The organism is Paraburkholderia sp. D1E (genome assembly GCF_052682275.1).
Genome location: NZ_JBQYMB010000001.1, coordinates 7,456,849 through 7,470,133, shown reverse-complemented (window position 1 = coordinate 7,470,133; position 13,285 = coordinate 7,456,849). Strand labels below are relative to the sequence as shown.

Genomic DNA, 13,285 nt, shown 5'->3' with positions numbered 1-13,285 from the left:
GAGTAGCCGAGTAGCCGAGCGGCCGAGTAGGCAGGCAGCCAGGCAGCCAAACCCCTCAGCTCGCGATCCCACCCGGTTGCACGCGCGCCTCGACCCGGCTACGCATAGTCTTGCGGTACCAGAGCGTCCACAGCGCCAAAGCGCTGTAAATGCCATAGCCGATGAACGGCGAGATCACCAGAAAGCGCTCGATCGGCCAGGTGAGCGCCATCCATGCGCGCAGCGCCGTTTCACCGGTCAGGCCGATGCCCCATACCAGTGTCATGAGCCGCATTGCACTGACGAGAGCAGGCCTCTCGCGCCACAACGCTTCGAAGCGCGCGGCGCCGCCTTCCATTTCACGGGCGACGGTGGCGCGCGCGAGATAGAAGATCAGCGGGCGGCGCATCGGCAAGGACAGCAGAAACACCACGCCCACCGCGCCGGACACCAGCGACTCTCGCAGCAGCAACATGCGGGGACTGCCGCCCAACGCCATCGCCGCGACCGACAGCACGATGCCGGCCACGACCATCACGCTGAGTGCGTCGACGCGCCGAAAGCGTATCAGTTCGATCAGGCTCCAGACGATTGGCGGCACGGCGGAGGCGATCAGCGCGCCTGTTTCGCCCAGATGCGGCAGCGCGAGGCGGTAAGCAAGCCATGGCAGCAGAAAGTTGATGGCCAGTTCCAGCACAAAACCCGGACGGAGTTTCATATGAATTTACGCTGTAAGCGAAAACGGCAGTATCGGTGAACCGGCTGTGTCGTTGCAAATGGTTTTTCGCATCGGCAGCCGCGCCCGATAGTCCGCAATCGACTACGCCCTGTGTACACTTGCGTCTCCTAGCCCAATCCAGTCATGACATCCCGCTATCCGATCCCGCCGAACGAAATCGAATTGACCGCAGTGCGCGCGCAAGGAGCGGGCGGTCAGAACGTCAATAAGGTCTCGAGTGCCATTCATCTGCGTTTCGACGTGCACGCTTCGTCGTTGCCGGAAGTGCTGAAGATGCGCCTGCTCGCGTTGTCCGATCATCGGCTCACGCGCGACGGGGTTGTGATCATCAAGGCGCAGGAGCATCGCACTCAGGAGATGAACCGCGCGGCGGCGCTGGCGCGGCTTGATGAACTGATCGAAAGCGTCAGCGTGACGCGCAAGCCGCGCGTCGCGACCCGGCCGACGCGTGCCTCGAATCGGCGCCGCCTCGACGGCAAGGCCAAGCGCAGTGAGATCAAATCCGGCCGCGGACGGGTCGAGGATTGACGGGTGGAGGGATTAGGCGGAGCCGAGGCGCTAGACCCCGGAAGCGCCATAAAGATGCCTCCAGAGGTGCGTCAGATGCGCCCTGACAGTCGCTCGCCGCAGTACGCAGAGAGCAGGCCAGGACCCGCTCAGGCTCAGCGTTTGCCCCCGCGTCCGCCAGAACGGGTAGTGGCTGGCGACGTCGTCGGCACAAAGTCGACGCAAAGCACATGCGTGCCGTCACGGTCGAATGCGATTGCCGCGGTATAGCAGTCCTGGCCGTCCGCGAGCGAATAGTGCGGCCCCATCATGGCGACACGCCCCGGTGCGGCGAGCGCATGCTTGAAATATGCGCGCCGCGACCAGTTGCTGCGCGTATCGGTATAGAGCGGGGCGAGCCGCAGCGGCGGTGGCGGGACCGAGGCGGCCGCGATCGACGCTTGCGTCTGCTCGCCTTGACCGTCAGTGACAAACACACGGCGCGCTTCGGGCAGATGCCACATCTTTTGTGCCGCCTGCCGTAGATCGCCGGTGGTTTTGAAGGTTTCGGCGGCGGCGAGCACGGCTTCAGCGAATCCTTCGAAGCCGAGCCGCTGGTGGCCGGCGCGGGCACGTTCATAAGCGGCAAACTTGGTCCACATCGACTCGATCAGCGCCGGCACCCTGGCGCACGCAGCCTCCACCGAACTCTTCGGCTGGCCGAGCCAGAAACCCTGTACGAAATCGACGTCGGCCTGTATCAGAATCATCAATTCTTCGTCGGTTTCGACGCCTTCGGCCAGCACCAGCGTACCGGACTGGTGGAGCATTGCGATCAGGTGGCTGATCATCGAATCGTCGCCGTCACGCTTTCCCGCCCGCGCGACCAGGGAGCGGTCGAGTTTCACGATGTCGGGGCGAAAGCGCCACACACGGTCGAAGTTCGAAAAACCGGTACCGAAGTCGTCGATCGCAATCAGGAAGTCGCGTGGCTGCGACGCCGCGAGCATGCTGGCAACGGCGGATTCATCGTCGGCGGGTTGTTCGAGTACTTCGATGACGATGCGCTCCTGCGGCAGGCCGAAGTGCGCTGAGAGCTCGTCGATGAAGGTGCGCTGCGGCCAGCCGGTTTCGAACACCTGCGGGCGCGTATTCAGAAACAGCCACCCTGTGCTGATGCCCTGTTCCATGAAATTTGCCACATGCAGGCAGCGCGCGATCCGGTCGAGTTCGCGCGCGTCGGCGGCCGAGCGTGTGCCGGAGAACAGCACTTCCGGCGATACCGGCAAGCCGACTGGATCGACCGCACGCAACAGGCCTTCATAACCGACCACACACTGATGCGTGACGGACAGCACCGGCTGGAACACACTGTGCAGGGTCAGCGCGCGCCATGTCGCGGTCCAGCCGGACTCGTCCCGGACCAGATGCGGGAGCAGGCCGCTCAGGGTCAATTCACTGACGGATGGCATAAGGGCAGGCATGAGAGCGGGCATAGTGACATCGCGGCAAGCGGGTGACGGGGCGCGCGAACAGATTCAGCGCGCAACGGATGCACAGCCCAGGCGCCGGCAGGGCCTGGCGGCCACAGCCCGGGAACGCGTAGAGCAATGCCAGCCATGCGGGACTCCGGCGGGATTAATCAAAACCAGTCTAGCAGTTCGAACTTCGCATGAATGTGCGGGTTATCACAAACGAGGAACATGGCGGACGCCCGGCAAACCAGCCGTGACGTGGCAGCCGACCCCGGCGTAGCAGGCGTCTCGCGGGAGTTGCGTGCTCGTTTGCCTGGCGCGAAGTCAATCGTTTCAAACACAATCAATCGCGTGTATGAAGCCGAGGGTAGCAGGGTCGTGAGTGGTCGCCCGCCAAACTCCAGGCAAGGACGGTGCTCAGACGTTTCGCGCACGCATGAGGCTATGCGTCAGGGTAATCCGCCCTGCGCGCGTGAGCGCCTGCAGGTTTGGTGGCCGGCGGGTATGCTGCTGCTTTTCGTGAAAAAACGGAGGGCAGGCATGGCGGAAATCGCGGTGGTCGCAATCTCGGTGGCAAAGCCGGGCTATGAAGAGCAACTGCGCGAAGCGCTCGAAGACATCGTCGGGCCGACGCGTAAAGAACAAGGTGCGCTTCAATACGATCTGCATCGTGACGTGCAGGAGCCGCGCCGGTTCGTGTTTGTCGAGCGCTGGGAAAGCCAGGAAGCACTGGCGGCGCATGCCAGATCCGCGCACATTGCGGCTTATAAGAAAGCGGCGGCGGATTGGGTCGAACACGCGGAAATTCGCGTCGTGTCGAAGATCGCGTAAGCGCTTGAAAGGCGAAGTTTAAGCGCTGAACAACGGCGAGTGAGCTGCCAGGCCGGATCCGGCCCGTGCGGCGCTCGCCGTTTAATTTTTAGTGCGTGGCTTGCGGGACGTCGAGGATCAGGATGATGGTCCAGTCGGCATCGCCATCATGGTGATATTGGCGCTCCGCGACGATGAACGGTTGCTGCTTGCCGTCCGGGCCAAGAAACAGCACGTCGCCTTCCATCGGCAGACACTCGACGGGCGGCAGCGCGAGGAACGCTTCCTGACCGCCGCGCGGCATCAGTTTTTCGATTTTGCGAGATGCTGCTTCAGTCCATTCGATATCTAGCTGAATGTTGCTCATGCTGTCCTCCGCACCAAGGTGCGCGCAGGTTAGGGGGCCGGCTGGGCGCCGGTCGGTGCGCGACTTTAGCATAACGCCAGCCGGGCGCAGCGGGCCTGCAGCAAGTCCGTTAGACAATAAAAAAGCCGAAACCGGCGGTGCCGGCTTCGGCTTTTCACCTTCGCGGCGAGGCCGCGGGTGATGCTGTCAACTGCGCTTACGAACTGGCGGCGTCGGCCTTGGCGGCCTTCTTATGATGGTGATGCGGAGCCATCTTGTGATGTTTCTCCGACATGGCCGGCGCGCTTTCCATTGCTTGCTGGCGGTTTTGCAAATCTTGCGCGCGCTGCTCGACGTCGGCGGCCTTGGCCGGATCGGTGCTCATCATGACGCCGTTGTCCTGCGCATAGGCCGCGCCCGTTACGGCACTGAGGGAAACCAGGATCGCCAGGGACACTTTCTTCATTGTTACCTCCGCAGAGTGGTTGTGGATCCGAGTACATGCCTGTCCAATCGGAAAGACAATGCATTCTAGCCAGCAATATCCGCTCCAGCGGACGTTTTGTAACGGTAGTGACAATTAGTTACATCTCGTTACGTTCGACTCACTGTTGCTGTCGACAACGATCTCGCATCAAGCTCGGTAGAGTGATGCCGATATAAAGAAAATATTCGCATCTCTAAATAAATTTCCTTGTCACCGGGCGTGAAATTCAGAACCATCCGATTGCACGATAGACATGAAATTGTGCGATTCCAATTAGCTCGTGCAGCGCAGTCTCCGCATTCACCAGATTGTCATAGCGTGGCAGTACGCCGAGAGAGGCGTGCAGCGCACTCGAGATCAACGGTTGCGGCGCAAGGCCGAAACGATGGAAGTCGAGCAATGCGCGCGGCATCTGATATGCGGAGGTAATGAGTATCAGGGAGTCGTAACGTGACCGGTCGAGCATAGCCGACACGTTGCGCGCGTTTTCGTAAGTCGTGCGGCTGCTGTTTTCCAGCACGATGTCCGCACGCGGTACCTGTTTGCGCAACAGATAGGGTAGATAGGTATCCGCTTCGGTTGCGCTATGCCGCTGTGGGTTGCCACCGCTCACGATCACCTGACACGTGGCTGCCGTACGCTTACAGGCCGCGTAATTTTCCGCGCTGACCGCTATGCGCGCGAACACGTCACGCGGCGGCACGAGTACGTTGTCGTCGTCGTAGATGGTGCCTCCGCCGAGCATAATGATCGCGGTGCGTGAGGCGAAGCTGACAGGCGTGTCGGTCTGCCGATGCGGCTGCGCAAATTCCAGTAAGGGCGCAGTGAGCCAGCCGGCGGCGAGCAGCCAGAACAGTGCGATCGTGCCGATGGTCAGAGGCCGGCGGCCGCGTTTCCATAGCACGATTGCTGCAAAAAAAAGCGCTAATAAAGTGAATAGAATCAATTTAAATGCGGTAACGTATGACTTTCGGGACAAATCTAAGGGCTTGCTATCGCGCCGCAGCGGTTGCATCGTTGGCCCTTAGAGAGAACGCTAACATGCCGTTCAGACGGGGGTTCCGAAAACGAGATCAGGCAGCACCTGGCGGAATTCGACATGCATCGCATGCAGCGAGCTTCCAGCCAAGGGCGGGTGCTATGCGCGTCACTGGTGGCGCGGTGACGTGTTGGGCATAGATGTGTCATAGCTACTTTAAGAAAGAAGTGAGATGACCACGTATTCCAACGAAGCGGTACTTGAAGCGCTGCGGCGGGCGCAATATCGCCAGGTCCCATGGGCCAGACGGCCGGGTGTATTCCAATATCTTCGTGCGCTCGGCCTGATGGACACCGTTCGGCAGCGCACGGTCGCACCGGCTCCCGGTTTTCACGCGCCTGTCGATATCGCCGTGCTCACCGAGCGGGGCAGGGCCGAGTTTGCACGGCTCGAGCACGACGAACGCCTGTTGAGCTGGACCGCACAGCGAATGAACGACTACGTCGTCGCGACACCCGAAACGCGGCCCACAGCCGCTCTCGAAGCCCGATCTTAGGGGGCGGTGAGCCGCTTGGCGCTGTTTTTCCGGCCGCTTTGCGCGGCTGGTGGTGGCTTTATCGCTCCGCTTGTTGCTCTGCTCGTTGCTCCACTTTATTGCCTCGCTTACGCGCTTGGGTACAGTGCGCGCCGCCCCATCCCATTGATGCAAAAAAAAGCCCGTATCGCGAGGATACGGGCATACCGGAATTACTACTGCCACGCTGTGCTGATGGCGTTAAATCAGACTGGCGTGCCGTCGGGTGGTTCCCTCTGATCGTCAATTCGCCATGCAGCGCATTGCCTCGCATAGTTACCCGCCAACGCGGATAACAACGGCGAACAATGACGACGATCCCAATACACACAATTCGACACGCGCTCAACCAGTTAGTGGCACGTTGATGTGCGCCTAGCGGCGGCGTGAAGTGTCTTCGCGCGGCGGTTCCGGGCGCGGGCGTACATTGCTTGCGATATCGCCGCGCAAGTCGCCACGAGGCGCGGGCGGCGTGAAGTCGCGGTTGCGTGTTCCGCTTTGCTGCCATGCTTCAACGCTGGCCGTGTGGTCTGGCCGCCAGTTCCAACCTTGTGGGCGCTGCTGTGCGAGCGCCGGTGCGGCCATTGATGAAACGACAATGCCGCACAGAAGCAGTGACATTGGTTTCATGCTGAGCTTCCCGTCAAGCCGATCGACTCAAGGCCTGTTTGCATACACATAAGGTATGCCGAGTAGCGAAAGCACGCTGTAAGCAATGGTAAATGGATGTTTCACACGCAACCATCGATCCGCTTCAGATGTCTGGAGCGGATCGGTGACGAAGCCGGCAAAGCGGGGAGGGACGACTACGCTGGGCGCGCCGGGAAGCGGTGCCCATTGCAGGTCGGGCGGGCGTCGATACACGGCGCACGGCGGCCCAGATACACGCCGGGCGCCCGCAAGGCGCCCGGAGGCAAAACAATTCGCGTCAGGCCATCTTGACCGGCGCGCGCCACGATTCTGGATTGGTCCAGAATGCGCCACGCAAACGGTCGCGGCTCGGCGGTGCCGGCGGTTTTGCCGCCGTTGCGCCAATCCGGCCGCGCAGCGAAATTTCACGACCGCTCGTACCGAGTCGCTTAACTATTTCGGCGAGCGTACCATCGGCTTGCCATTCGTCGAAGCGACGGCGGCAAGTCGGCGGCGACGGATAGCGGCCCGGAAGTTTGGACCAGCCTTCGCCCGTCGACAGCACCCAAAGCACGGCGTTGACAACCGCGCGTGCTTCCACGCGTGGCCGACCGCGCCGTTCGCTCCGTGCTGGCTCCGCACAGAACAACGCCTCGACCAGCGCCCACTCGTTGTCTCTCAAATCGTCGAACAGCATCATGTTTCACCTCAGCGAAGCTAACTCCGGTGCGCTGCCCCGCGCCGCGCACTCTCCATGCACTCGATAGGCGAGTGCCAAGGGGGGTCGGGCTTGCCACGGTCTGCTATTCAGTCAGAAGTCATGGCGCCGACCCTGTGTGCATGTAAATGCAGGAAGTGTGCCAAGTTGAGTCCGACTACCTGAAAGCCCTGTGACAGCGGGCCAGCGCGGGCGCTAGCTAGGGGCGTATAAGAATCCAAAAAACCCATCTCGCAAATCGGGACAATCACCAATCTTGTGCAATCAGGCCCGGCCAGCGTGCGTTTGCGCCTTATTGCTGCATTGCAGCGATCGCATTAAATGCGATTGTGGTGCGATATTTGGCCATACAATGCGCATCAAATGGGGTTATTGATGAGGTCGGTAAATGAATGTGACGCTGCGCCAGCTAAGGGTTTTCATTGAGGTCGCCCGTTTGCAGAGCTTCAGCCGGGCCGGCGATGAGATCGGTCTGACGCAATCGGCGGTCAGCCGCTGCGTACGCGAACTGGAGGGGGAAATCGGTCTGAAGTTGATTGACCGCACCACGCGTGAGGTGCAACTCACGGATGTCGGCGGCAACCTGGTGTCGAGCGTGTCACGCCTGCTAACGGATCTGGACGACGCGTTGCGTGAGATCCGTGAAATTGGCGAGCAGCGCCGCGGACGCGTGGTAGTGGCCGCAAGCCCGACCGTCGCCTGCCGCTTGATGCCCGGCGTGGTGGCGTCGTGCGGACGCCAGTTCCCCTACATCACCTTGGGGCTGCGCGACGACGTGCAAAGCGACGTGGTGCGCAAGGTGAAGTCGGGCGAAGTCGATTTCGGCGTAATCATCGGCCCATTTTCCGCCGACGACCTGGTCAGCGAATCGCTGATGACGGACTCGTTTTGCCTCGTTTCTCGCGACGACCATCCTCTGGCGTTGAAGAGGCAGATCGCATGGGCCGACCTCGAGGGTCAGCCGCTTGTCATGCTCGATTACGCGTCGGGTAGCCGGCCGATTATCGACGCCGTGATGCAGGAGCACGGGGTGAGCGCCACCGTGGTACAGGAGTTGGGGCATTCCGCAACCGTTTTTGGACTGGTCGAGGCGGGTGTCGGCGTGAGCGTGCTGCCCTGGCTGGCGTTGCCGCTGCCCGCGGGCGCCTCGCTGGTGGCGCGGCCGCTCGTACCGCGCGCCGAGCGCACGGTGGAACTGGTGCGGCGGCGCGACCGTTCACTGTCGCCGGCGGCGGAGGCGGTATGGAGCCTGATTCGTCAATTGCCGGCGCGCGCGGAGGATTTGAGCTGATGACCCAGGCGCGCCGCGTCACCGGGTGATTTCGACGCGCCAAAAACAGGTGCCGCGCTAAACTGTCGCCTCTCCCAGGCGTCAGCCTTGCCCCATTACCCGTCCATCACCCGTATGGAAGCCTCGATGAGCGAATCGGATCGGCCTGTGCCCTTCATCCCCAACGCACGCGACGCCGTGCGCGCCTTGCGTCCTTCGCAGATCCGTGAAGTTGCGAATGCCGGTTTCGGCGTCGCCGACGTGCTGCCGTTCTGGTTCGGCGAGTCCGACCGGGTGACGCCTGCCTTTATTCGCGATGCCGCCAGCGCCGCCCTGGCCGCCGGCGCCACCTTCTATACGCATAACCTGGGCATTGCGCCGCTGCGGGCGGCGCTCGCGGGCTACGTCGGCGAGTTGCACGGGGCGACGTCTCTCGATCACATCGCGGTGACGAGCGCCGGTGTCAACGCGTTGATGCTGGCTGCGCAACTGGTCGTGGGCGCGGGTGACCGTGTTGTCGCGGTAACGCCGCTATGGCCGAATCTGGTCGAGATTCCCAAGATTCTGGGCGCGCAGGTGGAAACGGTCGCGCTGGGCTACGGCGAACGCGGGTGGCAGCTCGATCTCGAGCAGTTGCTGGCTGCGCTGACGCCTGACACGAAGATGCTGCTGATCAATTCGCCGAACAATCCAACCGGCTGGGTGATGAGCCGCGACGAGCAGCGCGCCGTGCTGGCGCATTGCCGTCACCACGGCATCTGGATCGTTGCCGACGAAGTCTACGAGCGTCTTTATTATGCGGACGCCAATGCCGGCGCGCGCGGCGCTCATTCGCGCACGGCGCCGTCGTTTCTCGATCTGGCCACGCGCGACGAGCGCGTGATCTGCGTGAATTCTTTTTCCAAGGCGTGGCTGATGACCGGCTGGCGGCTCGGCTGGATCGTCGCGCCGGCCTCGCTGATGGACGATCTGGGCAAGCTGGTCGAATACAACACGTCGTGCGCACCGGATTTCGTCCAGCAGGCGGGCATCGCGGCCGTCCAGCAGGGCGAGCGCTTTACGCAGGAGCTGGTGCTCGACCTTAAGGCGTCACGCGATCATCTGGTGCATGCGCTGTCCACCGTGCCGGGTGTTGACGTGAAGGCGCCGCCCGGGGCGATGTACCTGTTTTTCTCCATGCCGGGCGCGTCGCGCAGTCTTGAACTGTGCAAGGCAATGGTGCGGGAGGTCGGCTTGGGCGTCGCGCCCGGCAGCGCGTTCGGACCGCAAGGCGAGGGCTTCGTGCGTTGGTGTTATGCCTGCGACACGGCGCGGCTCGACGCGGGTGTGGAGCGTCTGAAGCGATTTCTGGCGCTACACGGCGCACATTGAGCCGTGGCGGAGCAGACAGGTGTTCTGGCCGTTTAAGGACCCATTTCAGCCCGATTCTCGTGCTTTTCGGCCCACTTTTCTGCGAAAGCACGCGAGCAAAGGTCAAACTAAAAAATGCGCCGGGGATTTCGTCTTTACGCACTGGTTGTTTTTGCGTAATATGGCGCTCAGTCACGCGATTCCTTTCAGGAATATCGCTGCTCCGTCCGGCTGGGTTTGGCTCGATTGCCTGTTTCGCCTCCCCCCGGTGCGTGCTCCATCAATATGACCGATCAGAATCGGGCGAGCGCGTCTTCAGTTCCACATCGTCTGTTTGATCCGGTTCTTTGACCACAGGGTCTGACCTAGCTGCATGAATACCCAAGAGGCGAAGATCGTCCTCGAGACTGCCTTGATCTGCGCGCAGGAGCCGTTAAAGCTCGGCGATTTACGCAAGCTCTTTGCCGACGGCGTGTCGGCAGACACTGTTCGGAATTTGCTCGAAGACCTCAAGCAGGATTGGTCTGGGCGCGGTGTGGAGCTGGTCGGGCTGGCGTCGGGCTGGCGATTTCAAAGCAAGCCCGCGATGCGTTCGTACCTGGATCGTTTGCATCCTGAGAAGCCGCCGAAATATTCGCGCGCGGTGCTCGAGACGCTCGCGATCATTGCGTACAGGCAGCCGGTCACGCGTGGCGATATCGAAGAGATTCGCGGCGTTACGGTGAATACGCAGGTCGTCAAGCAACTCGAGGATCGCGGCTGGATCGAGGTGATCGGCCATCGTGATGTGCCAGGCCGTCCGGCGCTTTACGCGACCACGCGGCAATTTCTCGACGACCTCGGTTTGAAGGCGCTTGACGAATTGCCGCCGCTCGCCGATCCGTCGGCGCAGCTGAACGCGGATCTGCTCGGTCAGCATGCGATCGAATTTTCCGAGATCGAGACCGCACAGGCATTGGTTTCAGGCGAAGAAGGCCCGCTCGAAGAGTCGGTGGACTCCGCCGCAGGCGAGGCCGCAAGAACGGAAATCGCTGGCGAACACGCAGAAGAGCATCAAGCGCCGGCCGATCAGGCGCAGCACGCGGAGTCGGCCGAGGCAAACCGGGCCGCCGAAGCAGGCGAGGCAGCTGAATCTGCCGAGGCAACGCAGGGTGCGACGGCACCCGGGTCGCATCAGGATGCCGCCGCAGCGCCGGCCGGGCAAGAACATGCCGAAGCGGCAAAAGTTGAAACGCAGGTTGAACCGCAGGCCGGCGGCGCCGAGCCCGCACTGAATCATGATCCGGCCTCCCAGGCCGATCCTGCAACACCCGCGCACGACTCGGGCGTGCTCCGCGATACGGAGCATGCCGCCGAGCCGAACCCGACCACCGCGGCGCACGGCGATCCTGAGGATCGTCGCGATGCGGCGCAGGACGATGGCATTCTGACCGACGACGAACCCGAGTCGCGCAGCGCCTGACGTAACCGAACTTTTTTTGCCGCGCCCGCAATGGGCGCGCGCGACCTGACATTTTGAGGTTGTTTTGACACATACCCACGACACCGATTCGTCCGAATCCGAGCGCGCCGTGCCGTCGGCACGCGCCGACGAAGCGCGCACCACGCAAGCGTCGGCAGGCGAAAGCGAGCGCCCGGCACAGACCACGGAAGCAGACGGCGAAGACCGTCCGCGCCGTGGTCTGCGTCGCGGACCGCGTAGCCTGATCGCGCGGCGCCGCGCCGGAGCGAAGACGAAGGGCGCCGAAGGCGCGCCCGCGCAAGGAGCGCCGGTCGTCACGGAAGCGCCGCCGGACGGCGAGGTCGTAGCGCAGGTGCGCATGCCGCGCAAGGATGCCGGCGCCAAGGGTCAAGGCCCGCGCCGCAATGCGGGCGGTGCGAAGCGCGAGGGTGGTCAACGTGAAGGCGCCCCCCGCGAAGGGCAGCGCGAGCGTCAGCCGCGCGAAGGTGGTCAGCGCCAGAATCGCCGTGGCGGTGAAGTACCGGTCGTAGCTGTAACCGAAGCGAGCCCGGACGACCTGTTCTCGTACGTCACCTCGCCCGCATTCGATGCGGACAACAGCGCCACTGGCGGCGTGCGCGCCCCCATGCTGCGTCGTGGCAAGCCGGTCGCGCCCAAGCGTGTCCTGGCTGCGGACGACGATGCGCCGAAGCTGCATAAAGTGCTGGCCGAAGCCGGCATGGGTTCGCGCCGCGACATGGAAGAGCTGATCATTGCCGGCCGGGTGTCGGTGAATGGTGAGCCGGCTCACATCGGCCAACGCATCATGCCGACCGACCAGGTCCGCATCAACGGCAAGCCGGTCAAGCGCAAGCTGGCCAACAAGCCTCCGCGCGTGCTGCTGTATCACAAGCCGACCGGCGAAATCGTCAGCCACGCCGATCCGGAAGGCCGCCCGTCGGTGTTCGACAATCTGCCGCCCATGAAGACCGCCAAGTGGCTCGCGGTCGGCCGCCTCGACTTCAACACCGAAGGTCTGCTGATGCTGACCACTTCGGGCGATCTGGCCAACCGTTTCATGCATCCGCGTTACAGCGTCGAACGTGAATATGCGGTGCGCGTGGTCGGCGAACTGGCTGAAGGCATGCGTCAGAAGCTGCTGCACGGCGTCGAGCTGGAAGACGGCCCGGCGAATTTCCTGCGCATCCGCGATGGCGGCGGCGAGGGCACCAATCATTGGTATCACGTCGCGCTCGCCGAAGGGCGTAATCGTGAAGTGCGCCGCATGTTCGAGGCCGCCGGCCTGATGGTCAGCCGTTTGATCCGCACGCGTCATGGCCCGATCTCGCTGCCGAAGGGTCTGAAGCGTGGCCGTTGGGAAGAGCTCGAAGACAATCAGGTACGCGCGCTGATGGCGTCTGTCGGCCTGAAGGCTCCGTCGGAAGAACATGGCAGCCGCAACTCGGCACCGGAGCGCAAGCAGCCGGATCCGATGCAAACGTCGATGGGCTTCATTAACCGTGAACCGGTGTTGATGTCGCATGGCCGCTTCGATCAGCAGCAGCCGCGCGGTCAAGGCCGCCGCGGCACAGCGGGGGGCAGCTTCGGTGGTGGTGCAGGTGGCGCGGGTGGTGGTTTCGGCGGCGGTGGCGGCTACGGTAGCCGCGGCGCTGGACGCAGTGCCGGTGGCTTTAGCGGCCCGATGAGCGGCGGTGGCGGTAGCACGGGTGGCCCGCGTGGCGGCCGTGGTGACGTCGATGGCAATCGGGCGCCATCGGGCAATGGCAATCGTGCGGCTGGCGGCGGTAAGCGCACTGGCGCCCCGGGCGGCAACCCGGGCGGTGGCGGCGGTAGCCGTGGGCCGGGCAGCAATCGTGGTGGTAACGCTAACCGCGCCGGTGGCGGCAACGCCAACGCGGGCGGCGCCAATCGTAGTGGCGGCGCGCCGCGCGGCCGCTCACGTGGCCGTTAAGCAACAATCAGCATAAGCATGACGGTGGG

The 13,285-nt window shown here is 63.0% G+C and carries 13 protein-coding genes and 1 pseudogene; 7 read left to right on the top strand and 7 right to left on the bottom strand.

What is annotated here, in order from left to right; all coding sequences use genetic code 11:
* Nucleotides 1-55: 55 nt before the first annotated feature.
* Complete coding sequence (locus ACUN0E_RS33555) at nt 56-697, bottom strand: VC0807 family protein (protein WP_445569301.1); 642 nt, start codon at nt 695-697, stop codon at nt 56-58.
* A 144-nt stretch (nt 698-841) separates the two neighbouring features.
* Here ACUN0E_RS33555 and arfB point away from each other — a divergent pair, with 144 nt between their 5' ends.
* Nucleotides 842-1,246 carry an alternative ribosome rescue aminoacyl-tRNA hydrolase ArfB gene (arfB, locus tag ACUN0E_RS33550; RefSeq protein ID WP_408232768.1) on the top strand — a complete coding sequence of 135 codons (405 nt, stop codon included), beginning with the start codon at nt 842-844 and terminating at the stop codon, nt 1,244-1,246.
* A gap of 134 nt (nt 1,247-1,380) precedes the next feature.
* On the opposite strand, the gene ACUN0E_RS33545 is transcribed toward arfB, so the two are convergent.
* Nucleotides 1,381-2,676 carry a sensor domain-containing phosphodiesterase gene (locus tag ACUN0E_RS33545; protein ID WP_445569300.1) on the bottom strand — a complete coding sequence of 432 codons (1,296 nt, stop codon included), beginning with the start codon at nt 2,674-2,676 and terminating at the stop codon, nt 1,381-1,383.
* Between the two features lie 543 nt (nt 2,677-3,219).
* On the opposite strand from ACUN0E_RS33545, the gene ACUN0E_RS33540 reads away from it, so the two are divergent.
* Nucleotides 3,220-3,510: a putative quinol monooxygenase gene (locus ACUN0E_RS33540; RefSeq protein ID WP_445569299.1), complete on the top strand. Its 291-nt coding sequence runs from the start codon at nt 3,220-3,222 to the stop codon at nt 3,508-3,510.
* A gap of 88 nt (nt 3,511-3,598) precedes the next feature.
* Here ACUN0E_RS33540 and ACUN0E_RS33535 read toward each other — a convergent pair whose 3' ends face one another.
* The 3 genes from ACUN0E_RS33535 to ACUN0E_RS33525 all read right to left on the bottom strand — a co-directional run bounded on the left by ACUN0E_RS33535 (nt 3,599) and on the right by ACUN0E_RS33525 (nt 5,268).
* Nucleotides 3,599-3,856 carry a hypothetical protein gene (locus tag ACUN0E_RS33535; protein WP_007182306.1) on the bottom strand — a complete coding sequence of 86 codons (258 nt, stop codon included), beginning with the start codon at nt 3,854-3,856 and terminating at the stop codon, nt 3,599-3,601.
* Between the two features lie 196 nt (nt 3,857-4,052).
* Nucleotides 4,053-4,301: a hypothetical protein gene (locus ACUN0E_RS33530; protein ID WP_408232759.1), complete on the bottom strand. Its 249-nt coding sequence runs from the start codon at nt 4,299-4,301 to the stop codon at nt 4,053-4,055.
* Nucleotides 4,302-4,548: 247 nt separating this feature from the next.
* Nucleotides 4,549-5,268, bottom strand: coding sequence for a YdcF family protein (locus ACUN0E_RS33525; RefSeq protein ID WP_445569298.1), 720 nt, complete (start codon nt 5,266-5,268; stop codon nt 4,549-4,551).
* Nucleotides 5,269-5,533: 265 nt separating this feature from the next.
* Between ACUN0E_RS33525 and ACUN0E_RS33520 the strand changes: the two genes are divergently transcribed.
* A complete protein-coding gene (locus ACUN0E_RS33520) occupies nt 5,534-5,857 on the top strand; it encodes a hypothetical protein (protein ID WP_325046491.1) in 324 nt (107 codons plus the stop codon).
* A gap of 393 nt (nt 5,858-6,250) precedes the next feature.
* On the opposite strand, the gene ACUN0E_RS33515 is transcribed toward ACUN0E_RS33520, so the two are convergent.
* Nucleotides 6,251-6,505 (bottom strand): hypothetical protein, encoded by a 255-nt coding sequence (locus tag ACUN0E_RS33515; RefSeq protein WP_408232750.1) that lies wholly within the window; start codon nt 6,503-6,505, stop codon nt 6,251-6,253.
* Between the two features lie 301 nt (nt 6,506-6,806).
* A pseudogene (locus ACUN0E_RS33510) lies at nt 6,807-7,202 on the bottom strand (transposase); the annotation flags it as partial.
* Between the two features lie 409 nt (nt 7,203-7,611).
* Between ACUN0E_RS33510 and ACUN0E_RS33505 the strand changes: the two are divergent.
* The 4 genes from ACUN0E_RS33505 to rluB all read left to right on the top strand — a co-directional run bounded on the left by ACUN0E_RS33505 (nt 7,612) and on the right by rluB (nt 13,256).
* The gene (locus tag ACUN0E_RS33505) at nt 7,612-8,514 is read left to right on the top strand and encodes a LysR family transcriptional regulator (RefSeq protein WP_408232747.1); all 903 of its coding nucleotides are present in this window, start codon (nt 7,612-7,614) and stop codon (nt 8,512-8,514) included.
* 126 nt (nt 8,515-8,640) lie between these two features.
* Nucleotides 8,641-9,864: a pyridoxal phosphate-dependent aminotransferase gene (locus ACUN0E_RS33500; RefSeq protein WP_445569297.1), complete on the top strand. Its 1,224-nt coding sequence runs from the start codon at nt 8,641-8,643 to the stop codon at nt 9,862-9,864.
* A gap of 352 nt (nt 9,865-10,216) precedes the next feature.
* Nucleotides 10,217-11,305, top strand: a complete 1,089-nt coding sequence (gene scpB, locus ACUN0E_RS33495; protein ID WP_445569296.1) for an SMC-Scp complex subunit ScpB — start codon at nt 10,217-10,219, stop codon at nt 11,303-11,305.
* Nucleotides 11,306-11,369: 64 nt separating this feature from the next.
* Nucleotides 11,370-13,256: a 23S rRNA pseudouridine(2605) synthase RluB gene (gene rluB, locus ACUN0E_RS33490; protein ID WP_445569295.1), complete on the top strand. Its 1,887-nt coding sequence runs from the start codon at nt 11,370-11,372 to the stop codon at nt 13,254-13,256.
* Nucleotides 13,257-13,285 lie beyond the last annotated feature (29 nt).